19 protein-coding genes and 1 riboswitch are annotated in these 22,714 nt (G+C 32.0%); of the genes, 17 read left to right on the forward strand and 2 right to left on the reverse strand.

Going from position 1 to position 22,714, the window contains the following annotated elements; all coding sequences use genetic code 11:
* The first annotated feature begins 30 nt into the window (after positions 1–30).
* The 3 genes from QJ521_RS04285 to QJ521_RS04295 all read left to right on the forward strand — a co-directional run bounded on the left by QJ521_RS04285 (position 31) and on the right by QJ521_RS04295 (position 3,724).
* The gene (locus QJ521_RS04285; RefSeq protein ID WP_282839198.1) at positions 31–876 is read left to right on the forward strand and encodes a class I SAM-dependent methyltransferase; all 846 of its coding nucleotides are present in this window, start codon (positions 31–33) and stop codon (positions 874–876) included.
* Positions 877–946: 70 nt separating this feature from the next.
* A riboswitch (cyclic di-GMP riboswitch) is annotated at positions 947–1,020 on the forward strand.
* 56 nt (positions 1,021–1,076) lie between these two features.
* Positions 1,077–2,243 carry a GLUG motif-containing protein gene (locus tag QJ521_RS04290; protein WP_282839199.1) on the forward strand — a complete coding sequence of 389 codons (1,167 nt, stop codon included), beginning with the start codon at positions 1,077–1,079 and terminating at the stop codon, positions 2,241–2,243.
* 68 nt (positions 2,244–2,311) lie between these two features.
* Positions 2,312–3,724 carry a sodium/glutamate symporter gene (locus QJ521_RS04295; protein ID WP_282839200.1) on the forward strand — a complete coding sequence of 471 codons (1,413 nt, stop codon included), beginning with the start codon at positions 2,312–2,314 and terminating at the stop codon, positions 3,722–3,724.
* 42 nt (positions 3,725–3,766) lie between these two features.
* On the opposite strand, the gene QJ521_RS04300 is transcribed toward QJ521_RS04295, so the two are convergent.
* Complete coding sequence (locus QJ521_RS04300) at positions 3,767–4,420, reverse strand: rhomboid family intramembrane serine protease (protein ID WP_282839201.1); 654 nt, start codon at positions 4,418–4,420, stop codon at positions 3,767–3,769.
* Between the two features lie 147 nt (positions 4,421–4,567).
* On the opposite strand from QJ521_RS04300, the gene QJ521_RS04305 reads away from it, so the two are divergent.
* The 10 genes from QJ521_RS04305 to QJ521_RS04350 all read left to right on the forward strand — a co-directional run bounded on the left by QJ521_RS04305 (position 4,568) and on the right by QJ521_RS04350 (position 14,931).
* Complete coding sequence (locus QJ521_RS04305) at positions 4,568–5,002, forward strand: GtrA family protein (protein WP_282839202.1); 435 nt, start codon at positions 4,568–4,570, stop codon at positions 5,000–5,002.
* 263 nt (positions 5,003–5,265) lie between these two features.
* Positions 5,266–6,711, forward strand: a complete 1,446-nt coding sequence (locus QJ521_RS04310; protein WP_282839203.1) for a DEAD/DEAH box helicase — start codon at positions 5,266–5,268, stop codon at positions 6,709–6,711.
* A gap of 147 nt (positions 6,712–6,858) precedes the next feature.
* Positions 6,859–10,242 carry an efflux RND transporter permease subunit gene (locus QJ521_RS04315; RefSeq protein ID WP_282839204.1) on the forward strand — a complete coding sequence of 1,128 codons (3,384 nt, stop codon included), beginning with the start codon at positions 6,859–6,861 and terminating at the stop codon, positions 10,240–10,242.
* Positions 10,229–10,816 (forward strand): TetR/AcrR family transcriptional regulator, encoded by a 588-nt coding sequence (locus tag QJ521_RS04320; protein WP_282839205.1) that lies wholly within the window; start codon positions 10,229–10,231, stop codon positions 10,814–10,816. The genes QJ521_RS04315 and QJ521_RS04320 overlap by 14 nt, the downstream gene beginning before the upstream one ends.
* A gap of 161 nt (positions 10,817–10,977) precedes the next feature.
* Complete coding sequence (locus QJ521_RS04325; RefSeq protein ID WP_282839206.1) at positions 10,978–11,301, forward strand: SHOCT domain-containing protein; 324 nt, start codon at positions 10,978–10,980, stop codon at positions 11,299–11,301.
* A 4-nt stretch (positions 11,302–11,305) separates the two neighbouring features.
* On the forward strand, positions 11,306–11,851 hold the full coding sequence (locus QJ521_RS04330) for a CueP family metal-binding protein (RefSeq protein ID WP_282839207.1): 546 nt from the start codon (positions 11,306–11,308) through the stop codon (positions 11,849–11,851).
* 1 nt (position 11,852) lies between these two features.
* The gene (locus QJ521_RS04335; RefSeq protein WP_282839208.1) at positions 11,853–12,086 is read left to right on the forward strand and encodes a heavy-metal-associated domain-containing protein; all 234 of its coding nucleotides are present in this window, start codon (positions 11,853–11,855) and stop codon (positions 12,084–12,086) included.
* An 83-nt stretch (positions 12,087–12,169) separates the two neighbouring features.
* Entirely contained in the window at positions 12,170–12,853 is a 684-nt protein-coding gene (locus tag QJ521_RS04340; RefSeq protein WP_282839209.1) for a response regulator transcription factor, read from the forward strand.
* Complete coding sequence (locus tag QJ521_RS04345; protein ID WP_282839210.1) at positions 12,846–14,087, forward strand: sensor histidine kinase; 1,242 nt, start codon at positions 12,846–12,848, stop codon at positions 14,085–14,087. Before QJ521_RS04340 ends, QJ521_RS04345 begins: the two co-directional genes overlap by 8 nt.
* 52 nt (positions 14,088–14,139) lie before the next feature.
* Complete coding sequence (locus QJ521_RS04350) at positions 14,140–14,931, forward strand: class I SAM-dependent methyltransferase (protein WP_282839211.1); 792 nt, start codon at positions 14,140–14,142, stop codon at positions 14,929–14,931.
* 34 nt (positions 14,932–14,965) lie between these two features.
* Here QJ521_RS04350 and QJ521_RS04355 read toward each other — a convergent pair whose 3' ends face one another.
* Positions 14,966–17,302, reverse strand: coding sequence for a helicase C-terminal domain-containing protein (locus QJ521_RS04355; protein ID WP_282839212.1), 2,337 nt, complete (start codon positions 17,300–17,302; stop codon positions 14,966–14,968).
* 300 nt (positions 17,303–17,602) lie between these two features.
* Between QJ521_RS04355 and QJ521_RS04360 the strand changes: the two genes are divergently transcribed.
* The 4 genes from QJ521_RS04360 to QJ521_RS04375 all read left to right on the forward strand — a co-directional run bounded on the left by QJ521_RS04360 (position 17,603) and on the right by QJ521_RS04375 (position 22,679).
* Complete coding sequence (locus QJ521_RS04360) at positions 17,603–19,789, forward strand: adenosylcobalamin-dependent ribonucleoside-diphosphate reductase (RefSeq protein WP_282839213.1); 2,187 nt, start codon at positions 17,603–17,605, stop codon at positions 19,787–19,789.
* A 120-nt stretch (positions 19,790–19,909) separates the two neighbouring features.
* Entirely contained in the window at positions 19,910–21,784 is a 1,875-nt protein-coding gene (htpG, locus tag QJ521_RS04365) for a molecular chaperone HtpG (RefSeq protein ID WP_282839214.1), read from the forward strand.
* A complete protein-coding gene (locus tag QJ521_RS04370) occupies positions 21,781–22,305 on the forward strand; it encodes a GNAT family N-acetyltransferase (RefSeq protein WP_282839215.1) in 525 nt (174 codons plus the stop codon). The genes htpG and QJ521_RS04370 overlap by 4 nt, the downstream gene beginning before the upstream one ends.
* Positions 22,302–22,679, forward strand: a complete 378-nt coding sequence (locus QJ521_RS04375) for a RidA family protein (RefSeq protein ID WP_282839216.1) — start codon at positions 22,302–22,304, stop codon at positions 22,677–22,679. The genes QJ521_RS04370 and QJ521_RS04375 overlap by 4 nt, the downstream gene beginning before the upstream one ends.
* Positions 22,680–22,714 lie beyond the last annotated feature (35 nt).

Here is a 22,714-nt window from a genome sequence, read left to right on the forward strand (position 1 = left end):
AGAAAGGAAATTGCATTTAGCATTTAATTGATGACTAAATCAATAAACAAAAAAATGAACATAAAAAATCTAGAAAAATATTTAAAAAAACCAATGATATACTCAAAGGGAAATGCTGAGATGTGGACAGATCCTTATATCAGTAAACATTTACTAAGCGCACATCTCAATCAAGATGTTGATGCAGCAAGTAGAACATATAAAAAGATTGATAAAACAGTTGATTGGTTATCAGGTTTGCTGGAAACAGATGATGCGAATATCATAGACTTAGGTTGTGGCCCAGGATTATACACACAAGGGTTAGCTAAAAAAGGATATCGAGTGACAGGTGTTGATTTTTCAAAATCTTCGATTGATTATGCTATAGAACAAGCAACTAAAAGCAATCTGAATATAACTTATCATAACAATAATTACCTAAGTTATGAATTTAAAGAAAAGTATGATTTAATCTACATGATTTTCTGTGACTTTGGTGTGCTTTCATTTGCTGAAAGAAAGATATTGGTAACCCATATTTATAACGCATTAAAACCTGGAGGGATATTTGTTTTTGATGCATATAACGAATCCATGATTAAATCTAAATCTTTTATGCAAGACTTTGAATATGAACAATCTGGGTTCTGGAATCATGCCCCATATTTATGTTTAAATCAAAGTTTTTACTATCAAGAAAATAAAGTTATTCTTGATCAACATATTGTTTTAACTGATGAGGGAGATCCAAAAGTATATCGCTTTTATAATCAGTATATGAGCATAAAAGATGTTAACCAATACTTCCTACCTTTTGGATTTTCTAGCATAAAAGCTTATGAAAATGTTGTCGAGGATTCAGAAATTATCTTTTACTCAATGAGCAAAATATAGTTAATTATTTTCTTATTGTTTATTACTTTGTTTCTAAAGTGATTCATGCTATAATCATTTTGAATTAAATCAATGTAAAAGGCAAACCTAGAGAAATCTAGCGACGCAAAACTATAGGGCCTTGAAGGGTTGCCAGTTGTCATGAAAGTTACTTAAGTAATTTTTTTGACTTTTTTTATTGCCAAAAAGGAGGTGCTGAAATGAAATGTAAGTTGAATAAAAAATCAATTATTGCTTTCTTAGGAACAGTTCTTTTATTGTTTAATTTCGGTATCACGTATGCTTTTTGGGCATCCTCTATTCAAGGAGATATTAATCAAGCAAATGCTAATGTATCCATTGGTTCATGGCAATTCCTACCTCCTGGATTCGTTGGGGTTAGTCAAAATGGTAATGGCAACTTTATAACCCTTGATCAAATAGGAACTCCAGAGTATCCAGCATCAGGAAATTATAAGCTTGTGGAAAATATAAACTACTTGAATAATAGCTTTACACCTATAGCAAATTTTAGTGGTCAATTTCATGGTGACGGGTTTGTCATCTCTAATTTAACAGTCTCTAGTACTGCTAGCGTTATAGGTATCTTTGCACAAAATAGTGGCTTAATTACACAAGTAGGTTTTCAAAATATCAATATATCTTCAAGTACGACAAATGATTTAACTGTTGGTGGTGTTGTTGGAAACAATATGGGAACAATTAGCTTTGTTTATTCAACTGGAAGTATAGATGTTGATTCAATCAAATCAACGACTGTAAATAATGAAACAATGACTCAACAACTATTTGTTGGTGGTATTGCAGGTCTGAATTCAGGAACAATTCATCACACACATTCTAGTATGTCTATTATTGCTGATTCTACAGCTTCTGCAGCAAGTCCAAGAAGTATTGTAACTGCAAATACATATGCTGGTGGTTTAGTCGGACGAAACGCTTCTACAGGAAGTATTACCATAAGCTATGCAACTGGATCCATTAACGCAAGTGCAACCGGTATTCGAAGTAATGGTAATTCAACATCAAACGCTTATAGTTATGCAGGTGGATTAGTTGGAGAAAACATAAACACAGCATCTGTTTCCCATAGTTTTGCGATTGGGAATATAACGTCAGTAGCAACTTCAACCAACACCCAAATAAGTTACGCTGGTGGTTTGATAGGTCAAGGTAGTTCAACAACTAGTTATCGATTGAACACTCAATCTATTACTGGTGGTACGATAAACACTACAGGTATTTCAACAACTGCCACAAATCTTCAATCAGAATCATTTGTTACAGCAAATTTAGGATGGAGTACTGACAATTGGTTATTTCAAACATCACTTTATCCAAGACTAAAATCAAATTTGTATAACTAAACTTTAAGGACAAACGGTTATATCCGCTTGTCCTTTATGTTATAATCATACTTAAGAGGGGTGAGTTGATGAGCGCAAATATGATCGGTGCAAGCATCATTATTTTAGCAGTTAGCCTTTTAATAGCAAAACTCATTCGAGTAAACTTTAAAATATTTTCAACATTCTTTTTACCTAGTTCGGTTATTGCTGGGTTTTTATTGTTATTATTAGGACCGGAGGTATTAGGCAAAATACCTTTAGGCGAGCAGTTTTCATATGGTCTATTTAATGAGGATATCCTCATTGTATTTGGCTCTCTTCCAGGCTTGTTAATCACCATAATATTTGCAAGTCTTTTTATAGGAAAAAAGATTCCAAGTATAAAAAACATTTGGTTGACTGCAGGTCCACAAGTTTCTTTTGGTCAAACAGTAGCTTGGGGGCAATATGTTGTTGGTGCGCTAGTAACAATGCTTTTCTTAGTCCCTGTTTTAGGTGCGAATCCCATGGTTGGGGCGTTAATAGAAATTGCATTTGAAGGAGGCCATGGTACCGCTGCTGGACTCGCTGATACCTTTGATGAGTTAGGTTTTCCAGAAGGTCGTGATTTAGCAATGGGATTAGCAACAGTTGGTGTTGTCTTTGGAGTGATTTCCGGAGTTATTCTCATCAATTGGGCGGTCAGGAAATCTCATACAGTTCACTTAAAATCAAAAGATGGCATGGATCAAGGAGAAATTACTGGTATTATTCCTATAGAAGATAGAAAACCAACATCATCTTTGACAGTGTCACCTGAATCCATTGAACCTTTAGCACTTCATTTAGGTATTGTTGCTTTAGCAGTTGTATTTGGGAAATTAATGCTTGAAGGATTGATATTACTTGAAAATATGACATGGGGAAGAGCAGAAGGGTTTCTCATTATGAGATATATACCTTTGTTTCCTCTAGCCATGTTAGGTGGAGTTATTGTGCAACTTTTGCTAACAAAATTTGACAAGCATCATATGATCAGTAGACAGATGATTGTTAGACTTCAAGGACTTTCACTAGATTTACTGATTGTAAGTGCAATAGCTAGTCTCTCGCTTTCTGTTATTGGTGAAAACTTAATAGTATTCTTGACATTGGCATTTGTTGGTATCACTTGGAATATACTCATGTTTGTATTTGTCGCAAGACGAATGATTCCAAAATATTGGTTTGAAAGAGGAATTGGTGATTTTGGTCAATCTATGGGAATGACAGCAATAGGTTTAATGTTAATTAGAATTGTGGATACAGATAACAAATCAAATGCTCTTGCTGCTTTTGGGTATAAACAACTTTTGTTCGAACCAATTGTAGGTGGGGGAATTATGACAGCGATTAGTGTTCCTTTAATATTCAATTTTGGAATAGTTACAGTTTTGATTATTAGTTTGATTGTTATGACATTTTGGTTCATTTTAGGATTATTCTATTTTGGTAAAATGGATCCCGAAGAAGTTATATAAAATAAATAAGAGTAGAACATAAAAAAAGTGATGAACTTATGATTACATAAAGTTTTCATCACTATTTTTATTTTCATTCATCATTTTAACTTGCTGTACATAATAATATGGGTATTCAGGTGTTATAAAGAAGAATAATATGAGCCCAACAACAAGTCCTCCTATATGACCTGCTCTACTAATGCCAGGAATTACAAATGTAATAACTAAATTGATAAGCATCAGTTGACGAATGGATCGAATTGCTTGAGGATTCAACCATTGTTTCCTAATGAAGGTCAGCGTCAATAGACCACCCATTACACCAAAGATTGCTCCGCTTGCACCAATTGTTGCTGCATTTGGACCAAAGAAAACAACAAATAAACTAGATACAATTCCTGATAATAAATAAACAATAAAATACTTAATGGGTCCTATGAGTCGTTCCATATGGCCACCAAGGTAATATAAAACAAATGAGTTCATCAAAAAGTGTAAGATGCTACCGTGTAAAATCATAGCTGTTAATATTCTATAATACTCACCTTCTTGTATAACTAGTGATGGCACAAGTGCTCCATAGTGAATTAAGTTTTGAACTGTAAATCCATTCGTTAGAAGTAATACAATAACCATCATGAGATTGATCAATAAAATCAAACTTGTAACCGGATGTAATCTATAATAGATTTGTAATTTTTTAATAAGATTCATAGAGACACCACATTTCTTGATACGCAATCATTATACATGGATAAGGAAACACATTCAAGTATATTATTTGTATCACTTATAAGACATATAACTGCAATAGGTGTATAATCAGTTCAAATCAACATTAAATTTCTTGTGGGAGTGAAAATGGAAAAATCTATATTTACTAAGGGAAACAATCAAAATCTCATCCAACTGGTTAAATTTGTAGGTTTTTCAATATCAGCTGGCATAATTCAAGTTATTACATTTACCCTATTATTTGAATTAACTCATTTTCCTTATTGGCCAGCATACTTGATAGCACTAACACTATCTGTTTTATGGAATTTTACACTAAACAGAAAATTCACCTTTAAATCAGCGAATAATATACCAATTGCGATGCTAAAAGTTACATTGTTTTATTCAATCTTTACACCACTATCAACATGGTGGGGACATGCATTGACCGAAATTGGATGGAATGAATATTTTGTATTGTTTATAACGATGATATCAAACTTATTAACAGAGTTTCTTTATACCAAATATTATGTTTATAAAAACAGTATTTACACTGCAATCAAATATGTGAGATAACGTTTTCAATTGCTAATCTAAGATGTTTATGTTACTATGAAGTGTACTTCTTGATGGATTTGTGAGTAAGAAGACAAGTTTAATGCAACTGCCTATCTGATATAGATATGACGAATTTATAATAATATATGTTTTGAAAAAATCAAAATCAATACTATTAATAATTTAAAGCGTTGTGTGGCTTTCACCTACAGCGTTTTTTATTATGCTAAAAATTCATCATACAGTGATTAAACGAGAAAACAAATCAAAGGAGAAAAAATATGAAATTTGAAGATCTCAATATTATCGCACCAATATTGGATGCGATCAAAAATGAAGGGTATACAATCCCTACACCAATACAAGAACAATCTATTCCAGTATTACTAGAGGGAAGAGATGTTTTAGGAAGTGCTCAAACGGGTACAGGAAAGACTGCAGCTTTCGCAGTACCAATTTTACAAGGCATTTACGAGGACAAGAAATATAGCCAAGGACCCAAACAAATCAAAGCTTTGGTTTTAGCACCAACAAGAGAACTAGCTGAACAAATTAAGGATAGTTTTAGAGCATATGGAAAAGCATTAGGTATTCGCTCCGATGTTGTCTATGGTGGTGTAAACCAAAAAAGCCAAGTTGTGTCCATTAAAAAAGGTCTTGATGTGTTAATTGCAACACCTGGTCGTCTACTAGATTTAATGAATCAAGGTATTGTTGATATCAGACATATTAGATACTTTGTTTTAGATGAAGCAGATCGTATGCTTGATATGGGATTTATTATCGATGTTAATAGAATCGTTGATAAAATTCCTAAGGATAGACAAACGATGTTGTTTTCGGCTACTGTGCCTAAAGAAATAACAAAGTTAGCAAACTCATTATTAAAAGATCCAGTAAGAATTGAAATAACACCTCCAGAAACGATGCTAGAGATGATTAAGCAATCTTTATACCATGTTGCTAAAAAAGATAAAACTAATTTACTATTAGATTTATTAGTTGATCCAAAAGTTGTTTCTGTCCTAATTTTTACAAGAACAAAACATGGAGCTAATAAATTGGTTAAAGAGTTAATAGCTTATGGTGTTAAAGCAGATGCTATACATGGCAATAAATCTCAAAACAAAAGACAACAAGCTTTGCAAGACTTTAAAAAAGGTAAAATTAGAGTTTTAGTAGCAACAGATATCGCAGCTAGAGGTATTGATATTGACGAGTTATCACATGTTATCAATTATGATCTACCAGAATCTCCTGAAACGTATATCCATAGAATGGGTAGAACAGGACGTGCTGGTTTATCAGGAGAAGCATTCACATTTTGTAGTGCTGAAGAAGGACATTTGCTAAAGGCAATCGAAAAACATAACAAAATGAGTATTCCTCTAATTCAACATCATCAATATACAACCAATTTTACAGGACTTATCTTAACAAAACCGAGTAAAACAAAGCCACAAACTAGAAAAAGCACACAACCTGGCAAGAAAAAAGGTTTATCGAAACCTAGAATGCTAGATGAAGATCCAAATGCTAAAGCTAATGAAAAAAGAAATAGTCAAAAGAAAAATGCTTTTGCACAATCATTTTCTGATAGTCCAAGCAAAAGAAGTCGTTATAACAAATATGGTCAACAAAAAAGAGACAAAAATCAATCAGATAACGATAGAACCGGAGAAACAAAGACTTTTTCTGGAAACAAAAGAAAATCAAAATATAAATAATATATAGTCCTCTATTTTTTAGAGGGTTATTTTTTTAGTTCAAAACGCTTTTTCATTGACACCTTATAGAGTAGATGCTATAATCATCCCATACCGACCGACCGTTCGGTCGGATTAGTTGAATGAACAACAAGGAGATTATAAAAAATGAGTGCATACAGTGTTAAAAGACCGATAACAGTTTTAATGGGAATCCTAATCATTATCGTATTAGGTATTTTTTCAGTATCAAGATTACCATTAACATTGTTCCCTGATATTAACTTACCATTTGTCGTAACGATTACGCCATATGAAGGAGCAACCCCAGAAGAGGTTGAGTTTGAAGTTTCAAGAAGGATTGAGTCAACGGTTGCTACGATTGGGAATTTTCAAGAAGTACAATCCATGTCGAACGAACACTTCGGGATTTCAATTGTGACGTTTGCTGAATCATCCAATATGGATAGTGTTGTTATTGAGTTAAGGGAATTATTAAACAACATTAGTTTTGCTGATGGTGTGGGTAACACAAGAATTTTAAGAATTAGTCCTGATATGCTTCCTGTCATGACGGTTACATTATTTAGAACATACGATGATGAGTTAACCGATGATGAAGCTTTAATTAGAAATACAGAGTGGATTAATAGAGAAGTTCTTTTAGATCTAATGAGTATCCCAGGTGTTGCCGATGTTAATGTATCTGGAGCTGCAGATATTGTGCTTCAAGTAAACTTAGACCAAAACATCCTTGACAGTTATAGCATAACGCATGATGAAGTATTATCAATTATTGAAGATCAAAACGTTGGAGGTCTTATAGGAGTAGCACTTGATTCGGGAGAATTAAGAATGCTTTATTTAGGTGATCGTCCTAGTTTATTATCAGATATAGAATCATTACCTATTTTAAATGATAGTGGTAATATCGTTTATTTGAGCGATTTAACAGTTGAAAATGGTATTCGCTATATTAATGCAAATACAGAGACGTACTCGAAAATCAACGGTATACAAGGCATTCAAGTATCATTTCAAAAACAATCAGATTATGGAATTACTGAGGTCACAGAAAATATAATAAATCGTTTAAATTTAATCATAAATGAAGATGATGGAGATGCACATTATACAATCCTTTTGGACCAAGGTGAGTACATCAATCAAGCTGTTGGATCAGTTTTACAAAATATTATTATCGGTGGTGTATTAGCCATCATCGTCTTATTTGTGTTTTTAAGAAATGTTAAACCAACATTAATTGTAGGTTTAGCAATTCCTATCTCTGTGATTGCTGCATTTATGTTAATGTATTTTACGAATGTAACATTAAACCTTGTCTCCATGGGAGGTTTAGCATTAGGCATTGGGATGCTTGTCGACAATGCAGTTGTTGTTATTGAAAATATATATCGAATGATCGGTGAAGGTAAGACAAGATCTGAAGCTGCCATTCAAGGATCAAAACAAGTAGCAGGAGCGATCACTGCTTCAACTTTTACAACGATTGCTGTGTTCCTTCCAATTGCATTTATTGAAGGTATGGTTGCTGATGTCTTTATGAGTATGGCGTTAACGATTGCGTATTCTTTAGGTGCAAGTTTGATTATTGCATTAACACTTGTTCCAAGTATGGCATCGAGAATGCTTGATGACCAAAAAGTACAAAAAGAAGGAAAAACAATTTTAGGGTTAAAGAAATGGTATAAGTCATCGGTTTTGTTTACAATTAAACATAAAGCATTAACACTGCTTACAGTTATTGTTCTATTAGCAGGTTCTTTGTTTTTAGTTATATCAAAAGGATTTATTATGTTGCCGACTTCCGATGAAGGAACAATCAATGTTTCAATATCAACAACAAGTCAAACAACATTTGTAGCAAAAGCAAATTATGCCGACTATGTTACGAATCAATTGATGCAAATTGATGATATTGAAACTGTGTCAACAACAATTGGTGGTAGTGGAGGTTTTGGATTTATGAGTATGATGGGTGGTGGGTCAAACACATCAATCAATTTTACAATCAATCTTGTTGATAACAGAACTAGAACCACACAATTTTATGATACATATATTGAAGCTTTAATTCAGAATGTCGATTTAGATGAGATTGAAGGTATGAATCAAGATCAAATTCTTGAAATTAATGTTTCTGCTCAAAATAGCACAGGTGCATTAGGTGGGACTCAAGGTATTCGAATCAAGGTAAGTGGATATAATTTAGAGACTCTAGAAATAATTGCTAACGATCTTACTGATATCTTAAATGATATTGAACATGTGATTAAAGCAGATAATGGTGTTATTCAAGGACAAAATAATGTAAAAATTACTGTTGATCGTGATCAAGCTATGACATATGGTTTAACCAGCCAAGATGTTATGAATAATGTTGGATACTTATATACCAATCTTGAAGGATTAGGGCAAACCCAATCATTAACGGTAACTATTGAAGGTATAGAGTATACATTGGATTTACCTGTTGAAACATTTGGTGGTGGAATATCATTTGATTTGTTTGGTGATTATTTAACCTTCTTGGGTGAGATTAAGCTTTTTGATTCAGCAACACAAGCCATGATAAATACATATATAGAAAATACCGGACAAGGTATATATGTACCTAACATCATGTTACCAACATATACAGAAGGTGACCCAATTCAGTTTGTTGTAAATCCTTATTTAAAAGTGACTGGAACCAATACAATTGAAATGAATCCAATGAGTGCAGATCCTACTTTAACATCATTAAGTGTTGCACCATTATATGATGCGAATTCTGAAAACAATGTCACTTCTATAGATTTAATAACTGGATTTGCAACAATTAACACTGATGGGTCGAACCGTTATTTAAATGTCTCTGCACAAGTAGCAGAAGGACAAAATGTGACAATTGTTAGTCAAGAAGTAACACGAAGAGTAAATGAATATTTAAGTAGTTCAAACTTCACACAACATGGTTTAGGCTACCATGTATCATTTGCAGGTGAAAATGAAGAAATTTTGGATGCTGTATCAGAGTTAGCATTAGCAGCTCTTGTAGCAATCTTATTAGTCTATATGGTCATGGCAATTCAATTTCAATCTCTACTATATCCATTAATTATTTTAGGAACAATTCCTCTAGCCTTCACAGGTGGTATGATGGCACTGTTAATAACAAACTCATATTTAAGTTTAATTTCTATTATGGGTCTAATCATATTGATTGGTATTGTTGTTAATAATGGTATTGTATTAATTGATTATATTAATAAGTTAAGAGAACAAGGTAAAACAGTTATGGATGCTATTGTTGAAGCAGGACAAACAAGATTAAGACCAATCTTTATGACGGCATTAACAACGATATTAGCCTTAACGACGATGGCAATCGGATTCGGTGAAGGTTCTGAGTTGTTACAACCTATGGCAATCACAGCAATCGGTGGACTGATTTATGCTACTGTATTAACATTAGTTGTAGTACCAACGATTTATGCATTATTCAACTATAGAAGAATCAAAGCGGAGGCAAAAGATGCAAACAACTAAAGATAAAATATTGAGCATCGTCATATCACACATCAAGGATGGTTCAAATTTAATAAACGTATCTCTTGCTAAGATTGCGTCAGAAGCAGAAATCGGAAAAAGTACGGTTTATGAATATTTTAATAGTAAGGAAGAATTAATTTCAGAAACATATATGTATTTGCTTAAGCATTATGAATCCATTTTAACAAGTGATATTGAGCAGATGGATTTTAAAGGTGCCTTTATTGAGCAGATTAAAAAGATTTTAGTTGTTATGAAGGATGCACGATCGATTATGGATGCAATTATGAATCATCAACAAGGATCTTTTATTGGTTTTGGGAAAAATATTGAGGTGTGTATTCATGGCATTCAAAAGAAAATGGAAGAGCGCTTTGAAAGTATTATTAAATTAGGCTTAATCGAAGGTGTCATTGAGTATAAAGAACCAAAACCTTATGTTAAAAACGTGATTCAAGCAGTTATATCAGGTTTGCTTTATCAATACGTTAATTTAGAAATGTATATTGAAGAAGATGAGTTATTTGAGTTGATCTATCATCAAGTTTTATTGTTCATTAAAAACAATTAATAAAAGAAATCTCTGTTTCGTTTGAAATAGAGATTTTTTATCGTTATATGGGAACAACCTAGAAACAAGTATACATCATTTTTAATAAGTTTAATAGATAATTGTTGAGCATTCATTATGTATTCACATTTAATGAGTATAATGTAGCTGAGGTGAAATATATGAAAAAAATAAAAGCACTTGTATATATATTATCTATATTGTTGATTGTCGGAGTCATTTTGACTACTATTGGATTTTATTATTTTGACTGGTTTCCAGAAAGAGAGTATTATGGTCACATGTATTCCGGATGGATGATGCCTTTTGGAATGATTGGTATGGTTTTATTTTGGATTTTCATTGCTTTTGTGGTCATTACATTTTTTGAAGACAGAGAAAATTCTAAAAAAGACAATGCACTTGAGCTCTTAAAAGAAAGGTTATCTAAAGGTGAAATTAGCATACAAGAATACGAGACAATATATAAAAGGCTAAAGGACTAAATAAATGAAAAAGTACATTATAATATTATCAATTGTTATTGGTGTTATTGCATTGATAGTTATTGCATCACCTAATCAAGAGTCAAAATTACTAAAGACTTATGGAATCAATAATCTATCAACACAAAAAATGGTTGAAAGTTTAGAGAAACAAACGATTAATCCAGAAGCTCTTATTGCGAGCATTTCAGCAACTACTTTAACATTAACTACACCAAATCAGGTTTACACATATCAAGTACCTAACACATTATTTTATCTATCGGTTGCACCATATATTAACAATACACATCCTTGTGGTACTCACAATTTGACGACATGTAGAGGTGAATTAGCAAATGAGACATTTGAAGTAAGAGTTGTAACACAATCTGGTTTAATTATATTGCATGAGAATATAACAACAAACGATAATGGATTTATGGGTATATGGTTACCAAGAAATATTGAAGGAACCATCGAAGTGAATTACCAAGGTATGTTATCATCCTATGAAATAAGCACATCAATAGATTCAGATACATGTTTAACAACAATGAGGTTGACGTAACATGAAAAATTACCAGTTGATTATTCGAATAGAGAGTATTACCTGTGTTGGATGTATGAATCGAATTACTCAAACTTTGACAGCAATGGGTGCAGAACAAGTTGATATCGATATTTCAACAAAGATTGCAAAGATATTTTATGAAGGAAAAAAAGAAGATGGTACAACTTACTTTGAAGCTGTCAATCATATGGGATATCCTAGTGAATATCTAATTTTAATGGAAGTAGATTAGTAAACATTAAACAAAGCATGCTCTTAATGGACCATGCTTTTTGATTTGTGAAGTATAATGGATATGAAAGCAGGTGCATGTTTATGCGGATACTTGTCGTCGAAGATCACAAAAAAATAAATGATTTATTAGCTTTGTTTGCAAAGCAAGATGGCCATGAAGTTTTGCAAACTTATAATGCAGAAGATGCCTTAGATTTACTAGCAAATCAGGCTTTTGACATTGTAATTACAGATTTGATGTTACCGGGTATGCAAGGTGAAACGTTAATTCAAAATATAAGAAATACCAGCGATATTTATATTATTGTTATCTCAGCAAAAACCGATATTGATAACAAGCTTGATGTTTTATCAATTGGTGCTGATGACTATATTACAAAACCTTTTTCAGTTGACGAAGTCATGATGAAACTTAAAAATATTTCAAAAAGACAAGTACTGATGAAGCCATCTGTACAATCTTACAACCAAAAGTGTTTGGTTATCAAACCTTTATTGAGAGAGGTATATTATAACAATAAACTTATATCTTTAACAAAATATGAATATGACGTTTTATTCTATTTGGTTAATCATCCAAACAAGGTTTTTAGTAGAAATGAATTGATGACTGCATGTTTTACAGATAGTGATGCATATGATCGTGTTATTGATGCGTATATTAAAAATATTAGGAAAAAACTAAACGATAACCCTTCGAATCCTCAATTTATCAAAACTTTTTACGGTATTGGGTACCAATTTATAGGTGATTCTGATGATTAGTTTTAATACTTTTTTCAAACAAAAGATGACAAGATTTTTCATTATTGTTTTTTCATCTTTACTCATTATCTTTAATGTTGGATTTTTTGTTTTCTCAATCATTCAATATAATAGGCAAATAGAACGTCAAGAAGATTCTTTTATTGAAATGATGGGACATTTAATTGTTTTAGAAAGCATCGATGCATCTATTACTTATGTTGAACACTATGATCATACACATGGCGTTAGTGTTATTTATTATAATACGGACAATCAAGTGTTATATCAAAGTGAACAGATTCCAAATCACTTAAATCGTTTACAAATAAAAGATTCATCAGACAACATTTTAGGTGAAGTCGTGTTGGATTATCAAAAATCAGTGGTTGGAAAAGAACTAACGGTTGGATTAGTTTCATTCAATCTTTTTTCGCTTATCATTTTTTTGATTGGAATCATTATTTTGTATAAATACATAAATAGTCAATACAAGTTTATAGTTGATGATATGAATAATATAGGAAAAGGCAATTCAGTTTTCAAGTTTAGTGATATTGAAAACATTCATGATCGCTATATAGAAGCTTTAGAGTCGGAAAAGGAAATCAAAAATATCCAAGAGCATTATGTTAAAGTCTTAGCCCATGATGTCAAGACACCACTAACTGTAATTAAAGCATATTTAGATGGAATTCAATCAAAGAGAATACAATTTGACTCTCGCATAAATCAAGATATGTTGAATGAAGTCAAAGTAATCGAAAAGCTTATTCCTCAACTTATGGTGACGAGCTTGAAACAAGTTTCGGTTGAGCAAGATATTGCTATTCCAATTAAAGCTACATTAAGCAAACTAGAAGATGTATTCAATACTAAAGGTATAAAAGTAAAACAGAATATTGAATCATTTATTATTCAGATTTCAACTATTGATATCGTGAGATTGTTAGAACATCTGGTATTTAATGCATTCTATTATAGTGATTTTGGTGGTGAAATTAATATTTCTTTGGACAAGAAGACTTCACAGCTTATTGTTGAAGATTTTGGGATAGGAATGTCTGAAGAGACACTTAAGCATATTTATAACGGACCATATCGAGATTCAAAAGCTAAACAGTATCACCAAACAGGCAGCGGTGTTGGGTTACAAATCGTATTTAACATAGTTAAAAAAATTGGAGCTATGATCAAAATTGATAGTGAGGAAAGCAAAGGAACAAAAGTGACAATCACATTTTCCAACCATTAATTAATTAAAGAAATGTTATACTAATATAGTAAAGTACTATATGAGGTGAATTATGAAAGAAATATTAGAAAACAAAAAAGCATGGAACATGCTCGCAAAAGATCATTATGAGACATTCAAGAAAAAACTTGGAGATCCGTATCAAACATTAAGTGAAATTATTTTATCGGAGTTAGGCAATATTAAAAATCAAAATATCATCCACCTTCAATGTAATACAGGTTATGATACGATCCTTTTAGCCCGTCAAGGTGCTAAAAAGGTTGTTGGAGTTGATTTCTCTGACCAAAACATTTTATATGCGAATCAGCTAAAAAATGATTTTAAAGTCAAAGAAGTAGAATTTATCGAATCAGATGTGCTTGATTTGCCTAAGATTCACCATGATACATATGACATGGTCTTCACTAGTGAAGGTGTGTTAGGCTGGATACCTGATATTAAGCAATGGGCAAAAGTTGTTTATGGTTTGTTAAAAGCTGGAGGGTATTTGTATATCCATGATGCACATCCTGTATTTATGACTTTAGATGAAGAAAAACTTGCTGAATCAAGGGTACTTGAAGTTAAATACCCATACTTTTCTAACACATATGACGTCAGTGATACAATAGGTGGTTATGCATCAGAACAAAAACAAGCGACCAATTACTTTTGGTCACATAAATTTTCAGATATTATCACAGCCCTCGCAGACGCAGGATTAAGAATTGAATATTTGCATGAATATGATTTATTATGTTGGGATAATGGAAATATGAAAGAAGTTAAAAAAGGTTTATTCCGGTATGAAGATTTTGCTGGAAAACTTCCGTTTTCCTATTCATTAAGAGCGAGAAAATAGAAAAAATGAAGGTATCAGATTGATATCTTCATTTTTATTTCATCTTACCCCAAAAAGTTGTAAGTTCTTTTTCAAGTTGGACAATATTTTTGATAACACTTTGCTTTTTCCATTCCATTGGAAAGAGTTTTTTATATTTAGCTTGACTGAATCTATCATCTATAAGGATAGCTACACCATAGTCATCATCGCTTCGAATCACGCGACCAACTGCTTGGACAACTTTATTCATCCCTGGATAAGTGTAGGCATAATCAAAACCTTGTGAGAATTGATCTTGATAGTATTTTTTGAGTTGATTATTGGTTTCATTGAGCATAGGTAAGCCAACACCGACAATAATAACACCATTAAGCATATCACCTATATAGTCAATGCCTTCAGCAAACATACCACCCATAACGAAGAAAGCGAGTTGTGATAAGTGGTTTATACTTTTGAAGCGATCTACAGTTAAGACTCTTAATGCCTGGTCCATTTCTTTTTCTTGAATAATTAAGTCTGCATTTAAATCATTTGGAAGTTGATCAATGACTTGGTTCATATATTGATAAGATGGGAAGAATGCAATATAATTACCCTTTTTAGAGTTAACAACGGTTTGAATGGTATCCACGACTTGATGAATAGATTGTTTTCTATCTTGATATCTGGTTGAGATTTGATTCATTAAAACGATTCTTAAATGACTAGAATCAAAAGGTGATTGAATTTTTAAAGTTTCTCCTTGGCCTTTTGATAGAAGTTTCATGTAGTACTCGATAGGATATAGGGTTGCACTAAAGAATACAGCTCCATAGGTTTTGTTTTTTAAGGTGTCTAATATAAAAGAACTTGCATCTAAGCACTGAATTGTGATTTGAATATCATCATCTAGTCTTTCAACATTAGTTAAATAAGCATCATTATAAAATTCATATATTCTTGAAAATCCTAATAAGTTAAAATAACCTTCTAATACATCAGTCTTTTTAGGGTATTTCGGATTTTCTTTTAAACTGTTTTCTATTTTTCTTAATAAGTTTCTTACAGCATCCAAAAAATCTTCATCAAGCACTTGATGTGAGTAAAATAAGGTATCACCCAATTTTTCTTCATAAATATCAAACGCGTCTAATACTTTTCTAACAGCATTCTTAATGCTAGGTTTTAGTTTAGAAGCTAAGCGTCTTAGCTTAATAAAATCTGACTTATATAATGTTGAAGAATACATATCTCTAGATCTTGAAACCATGTTATGTGCTTCATCTATGAGTAAAAGTGGTTTATATTGATCTTCATCAAAATATCGAATCAAATGAGTTCTAGGATCGAAAACATAGTTGTAGTCACAAATAATTACATCAACATAATAAGATACATATAAACCAAACTCAAATGGGCAAACCATATGTTTTCTAGCATATCTTTCAACCGTTTTTCTATCTAGCAAAGTTTCATTATCGAAAATATCTTTAGTAGCTTCTTGTAAGCGATCAAAAAAACCTTTTGCAAAAGGACATTTTTCAGGAGCACATTCTCTTTTATCCAAAAAACATATAGCATCCTTTGATGTGATCTCCAATGTTTTTGTATGAAGTCCGGCTTCATGAAGCATATCCATTGTTTGCAAAGCGATTTGTTTACCAGCAGTTTTTGCAGTTAAGTAAAATATTTTTTGGTTATCCTCATGTAGTGACTTTAATGTTGAAAACAATGAAGCCATGGTTTTACCAATACCTGTTGGTGCGATTGCGTAAAGGATATCGTCTTCCATCATCGTTTGATAGACTGCACTCATCATTTCACGTTGACCCCTTCTATATTGGTCAAATGGAAAATAAAGACTTTCTAAAGATGATTTTTTCTTTTCTTGATGAGCCTCAAGACGTAACATCCATTCCATATATAAAGCGATAGATTCATTAAAAAAAGTTTCTAACAAATCAACATCAAAGATAAACTCAAAATATCTTGTTTGATAATCTGATAACTGAATATATGTAACTCGTGCTGATATATCGGTTAAGTTGTTATTTCTCATATACATATAGCAATACATCTTGAGTTGTGCAAGATGTTCGTTATTGAAACTAAAATCATCAGAAAAAATGAGAAGCCTAGTTGATTTGATTTCCTCTATTATTAAAATCTCATCTTTTAAAAGAAGGCCATCAATACGACCAGATAGCAAAATCATGTAATCATCATTATGCCACTCAAAATGAATTGGGACTTCAGCCTGATCGGTTAAGCTATATTTACTTTGTAAATGTTGATGAGCTCTTGTTCCATCAAGTAAAGAAACGTTTTGAAAAGTTTCACTAGATAAATCTCCACTTGAATAAAGAAAGGATACAAGTTCGCCAACGCCAGACTTAAATACTTTCATAAACACCTCGTTGTTTAAGTCTATTATACACTATGAGTTTGATAATTTAATTTAACAAACGTGATAAAAATATAGGTATTAATAAACACAATATTTTGAGCGTTTACCTTTATTAAGCCATTTTATTTTGAATGAAATAAATGCTTCATTAACCCTATTTAAGAAGTGACAAAAAAAGAATGAAATATATGAAACTCTTTTATTGAAATCAGCACCAATAAAGGTTATAATACTTTTAAACCAATATGGTATTTTATCAGGTACGATAAGGGGATTAGAAAATTAAAGAGGTGGAAAAAGATGTATGTAGTAAAACGTAATGGGGCTCAAGAACCGTTTGATTTAAACAAAATTGCTAATGCAATGCAAAAAGCATATAAAAGTGTAGGTATTGTCTTTTCTGATGAAGATTGCCTTAAACAAGCAACTGAAATCACTAAAGCGTATTCAAAGAATCAAGAAGTTAGCATTGAAACAATTCAAGATGATGTTGAATTGTATTTAATGAAGAAGAAGCATTATGAAGCTGCTAAATCTTATATCAAGTATCGTGAAAAACAAAAAACTGATCGTGATAATCCATGGGCAGATAATGATGAAAGACAAGATTTAATTTTAAATAAGTACCTGATTCCAGGAGAAGGAAAAAAAGAATTTCTTAAACGAATTGCATTCGGTCGTTCTGCTCTTGAAAAAATATTAAGAAGAAAAGAAGCTATTTTTGGAGGAAGAAATCTTTACGCAATTGGTAGAGATGGTAACATAACAGGTAGTAACTGTTATGTAACACAAGATCCTGAAGATAGTTTGGAAAGTATTTATAAAGTTGATTACCAAATTGCTAGAACATATAGCTATGGTGGTGGACAAGGGATGAACTTATCAAAGATTCGTCCAAAAGGTGCGAAAGTAAACAACAGTAGTAACACGACACCTGGTGTTATGGTGTTCGCTGAAAAATATTCACATACAACTTTAAACACGCAACAAGATAATAGACGTGGAGCATTGATGTTGGTTTTAAACATTGATCATCCAGATATTATTGATTTTATAACGACTAAACTTGACTTAAGTAAAGTCAATGGTGCAAATATTAGTATTGCAATTACTGATGAATTTATGGAAGCTGCGAGAAATGATGAAGTATGGGTAATGCGTTTTGAAACCCCATATGAAAAGATTGAAAAGAAAATCAAAGCTAGAGACCTATTGAAACTCGTTGGATACTCTGCGCATACCATGGGAGATCCGGGTGTTATCTTTATCGATCATATGAATGGATATCATTTCCTAAGCGAATATGACGATGTTAAATTTACTGCAACAAACCCATGTGGTGAACAACCATTAATGCCGCACGGTTCATGTAATTTAGGTAGCATTAATTTAAATGCATTTATCAAAAATCCATTTACTGAAAATGCAACTTATGATTGGGATCGATTTGATTTTGTTGTTACAGAAATGATTTATTCTCTAGATGATCTGCTAACAATGTTAGGTGATCGCCATGCGCTACCAGAACAAAGAGAACACGTGAAGTTATATCGTGAAGTTGGACTTGGAGTGATGGGGTTAGCTGATGTTGCACTAAGTATGAGATTGCCTTATGGTAGTAAAGAATTTATTGAGTTTTTAGATCAGTTGATGAGAAGAATGCTGAATACAGCAGCTAAGGCATCAGCTCTAAGAGCTAAAGAATTAGGGACATTCCCAAGATTTGATTATGAGAAAGTTTCAAAATCTAAATTTTATCAAACAGGTATTGATAAAGATACAGATGAACTAATCAAGCAATATGGTTTAAGAAACAGTAGATTATTAAGTATTGCACCAACAGGTTCTATTAGCAATATACTCGGTGTGAGTGGCGGTGTTGAGCCATTCTTCCAAATTAATTATACAAGAAGAATTGTTAGTATGTTTGAAGAAGAAAAGACAATTACTATTTGGGAAAAGACACCACTTGCATTAGCAAAAGCGATGGGCATTAGTCCAGCTGAACTTCCTGATTGGGCATTAATCACTTCTCAAAACATCGATTTTATGGAGCGTGCTGAAGTTCAAGCTACGATTCAAAAGTATGTTGATACAGCAATTAGTTCTACATTCAACTTGCCAAACAGTGCATCAGTTGCTGATGTGATGAGTATTTATCAAACAGCATGGGAAAAGGGATTTAAAGGTGCAACAGTATTTAGAGATCGATGTGCGAAGATAGGTATCTTGGCTGGCATCAATGAAAACACAGAAGATCTAAATCCAGCAACACCTCCAACTGTTCATCTTGAAGAAAAATGGACTGACAAAAAAACAAATACAGTTAAAGAATATATAACCCATATTGCAGTGAGTCAAAATGGACATACACCAGAAAAAATAGAAAAAGAATTATGTCCTTTATGTGGTGATGTACTCGTTAAAAAGCAAGGTTGCATTCAATGTAATAATAATGACTGCGATTACGAAAAATGCGCAATTTAAAACCTATTCAAAACTAAAGATAAAATGGGCTGATATTTTCAGCCCATTATGTTTTCAAGTGTTAATAGATTACTTGACAATTCACAAAAATTTTACTAAAATTTTCATGGAGGCGATAACATGGCAAAAACAAAACAATTTAAAACAGAATCTCAAAAATTATTACATTTAATGACACATTCAATCTACACACAAAAAGAAATTTTTTTAAGAGAATTAATCTCCAATGCGAGTGATGCGATTGATAAACGTCATTACCTATCACTAACAGATTCATCAATTCCAACAGATACTTATGAAATTTGGTTGACACCAAATGCGAAAGATCGCACTTTAGTTGTTGCAGATAATGGTATTGGATTTACTGAAAAAGAATTGATCGAAAATCTTGGAACCATTGCACAAAGTGGCTCAAAATCATTTCTTGAAAAAATCGAACAAAAAGATGTCGATATAATTGGACAATTTGGTGTTGGCTTTTACAGTGCTTTTATGGTTTCAGATAAAGTCATTGTTGAAACAAAGTCACCATACTCAAATACCGGATATCGTTGGTCATCAAAAGGTGAATCTAGTTACACGATTGAAGAAATTGAAAGAGAAGAAATAGGAACAACTATTATTTTGCAACTCAGAGATGATGACGAAGAAAATGAAGAAGATTTCACAAAGTTCACGAGTGAGTACACACTTAAAAGTTTAGTTAAAAAATATAGTGATTATGTTCGTTATCCAATTAATATGATGATTGAAAAGAAAGAAAAGGAAAAATCAACACAAGTCAAAGAAACACTCAATCAAATGACACCAATCTGGAAACGTTCAAAGCAAGATATTAAGCCAGAGGATATGAATCAGTTTTATAAACATCAATTTAATGATTTTGAAGATCCATTAAAAGTCATTCATACTAATGTTGAAGGTATGTTAACATATACTGCTTTGTTATTTATACCTAAAAAACCAGCATTTGACTTTTATAGTGAGCATTACGAAAAAGGCCTTCAACTTTATACAAAAGGTGTGTTTATTCAAGACAAAAATAAAGAACTCATTCCCGATTATTTTAAATTTGTTAAAGGTTTAGTGGATTCAGCAGATCTATCGTTAAACATCTCAAGAGAGATGTTACAACACGATCGTCAACTCAAAAAAATTGCTTCACATTTGGAAAAGAAAATCAAAAGTGAACTTGAAAACATGATGTTGCATGATCGAGATCAATACATTGAGTTTTATGAAGCATATAAAACAACCCTAAAATATGGCATCTATGATCAATATGGTTTAAACAAAGAAAAATTACAAGACCTCATTATGTTTCAAACAAACAAGAGTGATGACTATATTTCTTTTAAAGATTATATAGAAAGAAAACCCGAAGAACAAAAAGCTATATATTATGCTACAGGTAAAACGAAGCAAAGCATTCTTTCATTACCTCAAATGGATATCATGAAAGAAAACGGATATGAAGTTTTACTATTTACTGAAGATATTGATGAATTTATGATTCAAGTACTACAAAATTATCAAGATGTCCCATTTAAATCAGTTCAGCAAGGTGAATCTGATTTGATCGATGATACTAAAAAAGAAGATCTAAAGGAAAAAGAAAAAGAAAACAAAGATATTTTAAAGGCTATTAAGAAAGCTCTAAAGGAAAAAGTAAAGGATGTTAAGTTATCTGCAAGGCTTAAAGAATCAGCAGTTTGCCTAGTTTCAGGAGAAGGTTTAAGCTTGGAAATGGAAAAAATACTAAAACAAATGCCTAACCAGACAGATCTTAAAGCTGACCGTATACTAGAAATCAATCCAGATCATGATCTTTTTAAAGCACTTCAAAAGATATATGAAGTAGATGCAAAAAAAATAGATGGTTATGCATCAATTCTTTACCATCAAGCATTGCTAATCGAAGGTTTACCTATAGAGGATCCAACAGAGTTCTCAAATAACCTCGTAAAACTAATGATTGAATCTTCAAAATCATGAACTTATATTTAAAAAAACCTTCAATCGAAGACGAAGAAAACTATTATGTTTATCTAAAAGAATGGAAGGATGAGTTTATCTACCCTACAGCATCAAGTTATGGGAAAAACTCATATCAAGAGCTATTAAAAAGATTAGAATTAGATGAACTTAATTTAATCGATCCAAAAACTCGTGTTCCAGCGTCTACGTATATGCTTATTGATCAATCTAATGAAATATATGGTTTCATTAATATTAGACATAGACTTAATGATGACCTTTTGTTGTATAATGGGAATATAGGTTATGGAATAAAACCATCAAAACGTCTACAAAGTTATGGAAAACTTATACTTAAGCTTGGTTTAGAAAAAGCTAAAGAACTTGGGTTACATAAAGTCTTAATCACCTGCAATGAGGAAAATATAGCTTCAAGAAAAACGATTGAAGCGAATCATGGCGTGTTAGAAAATAAAATCTTTAAGACAGATGGTTATATTTTGCGATATTGGATTGATCTAACGAAGGAGAACAAATGAAAAAAATAGAAACAAATAAAGCACCACGCGCAGTTGGTGCTTACAGTCAAGGTGTATTGGTTAATGAAACACTTTATGTATCTGGACAAATACCATTTGTACCAGATACCATGGAACTTGTATCTAACGATATTAAAGAGCAAACAAGACAATCTTTAGATAATATTTTAGGTATTGTTGAAGCTGCGGGTTTGAAAAAAGAAAACATCGTACGTTGTGGTGTTTTTATGACTGACTTAGGAGATTTTCAAAAAATGAATGAAGTTTATGCAAGTTTCTTTGGTGATCATAAACCAGCTAGAGCTGCGGTAGAAGTACGTCGATTACCAAAAGATGTTCAAATAGAAATAGATGCTATCGCAATTAAATATTAAAATATTTTTAACAGTGCTCGGAAGATGAGCACTGT

The sequence above is a fragment of the Peloplasma aerotolerans genome (assembly GCF_030012175.1).
In the GTDB taxonomy this organism is placed as follows: Bacteria; Bacillota_I; Bacilli_A; order Acholeplasmatales; family Acholeplasmataceae; genus Peloplasma; species Peloplasma aerotolerans.

Excerpts from the sequence above, each read along its gene's own strand:
- QJ521_RS04285 (WP_282839198.1), top strand. The coding sequence starts at position 31 with ATGACTAAATCAATAAACAAAAAAATGAACATAAAAAATCTAGAAAAA.
- QJ521_RS04290 (WP_282839199.1), top strand. The coding sequence starts at position 1,077 with ATGAAATGTAAGTTGAATAAAAAATCAATTATTGCTTTCTTAGGAACA.
- QJ521_RS04295 (WP_282839200.1), top strand. The coding sequence starts at position 2,312 with ATGAGCGCAAATATGATCGGTGCAAGCATCATTATTTTAGCAGTTAGC.
- QJ521_RS04300 (WP_282839201.1), bottom strand. The coding sequence starts at position 4,420 with ATGAATCTTATTAAAAAATTACAAATCTATTATAGATTACATCCGGTT.
- QJ521_RS04305 (WP_282839202.1), top strand. The coding sequence starts at position 4,568 with ATGGAAAAATCTATATTTACTAAGGGAAACAATCAAAATCTCATCCAA.
- QJ521_RS04310 (WP_282839203.1), top strand. The coding sequence starts at position 5,266 with ATGAAATTTGAAGATCTCAATATTATCGCACCAATATTGGATGCGATC.
- QJ521_RS04315 (WP_282839204.1), top strand. The coding sequence starts at position 6,859 with ATGAGTGCATACAGTGTTAAAAGACCGATAACAGTTTTAATGGGAATC.
- QJ521_RS04320 (WP_282839205.1), top strand. The coding sequence starts at position 10,229 with ATGCAAACAACTAAAGATAAAATATTGAGCATCGTCATATCACACATC.
- QJ521_RS04325 (WP_282839206.1), top strand. The coding sequence starts at position 10,978 with ATGAAAAAAATAAAAGCACTTGTATATATATTATCTATATTGTTGATT.
- QJ521_RS04330 (WP_282839207.1), top strand. The coding sequence starts at position 11,306 with ATGAAAAAGTACATTATAATATTATCAATTGTTATTGGTGTTATTGCA.
- QJ521_RS04335 (WP_282839208.1), top strand. The coding sequence starts at position 11,853 with ATGAAAAATTACCAGTTGATTATTCGAATAGAGAGTATTACCTGTGTT.
- QJ521_RS04340 (WP_282839209.1), top strand. The coding sequence starts at position 12,170 with ATGCGGATACTTGTCGTCGAAGATCACAAAAAAATAAATGATTTATTA.
- QJ521_RS04345 (WP_282839210.1), top strand. The coding sequence starts at position 12,846 with ATGATTAGTTTTAATACTTTTTTCAAACAAAAGATGACAAGATTTTTC.
- QJ521_RS04350 (WP_282839211.1), top strand. The coding sequence starts at position 14,140 with ATGAAAGAAATATTAGAAAACAAAAAAGCATGGAACATGCTCGCAAAA.
- QJ521_RS04355 (WP_282839212.1), bottom strand. The coding sequence starts at position 17,302 with ATGAAAGTATTTAAGTCTGGCGTTGGCGAACTTGTATCCTTTCTTTAT.
- QJ521_RS04360 (WP_282839213.1), top strand. The coding sequence starts at position 17,603 with ATGTATGTAGTAAAACGTAATGGGGCTCAAGAACCGTTTGATTTAAAC.
- htpG (WP_282839214.1), top strand. The coding sequence starts at position 19,910 with ATGGCAAAAACAAAACAATTTAAAACAGAATCTCAAAAATTATTACAT.
- QJ521_RS04370 (WP_282839215.1), top strand. The coding sequence starts at position 21,781 with ATGAACTTATATTTAAAAAAACCTTCAATCGAAGACGAAGAAAACTAT.
- QJ521_RS04375 (WP_282839216.1), top strand. The coding sequence starts at position 22,302 with ATGAAAAAAATAGAAACAAATAAAGCACCACGCGCAGTTGGTGCTTAC.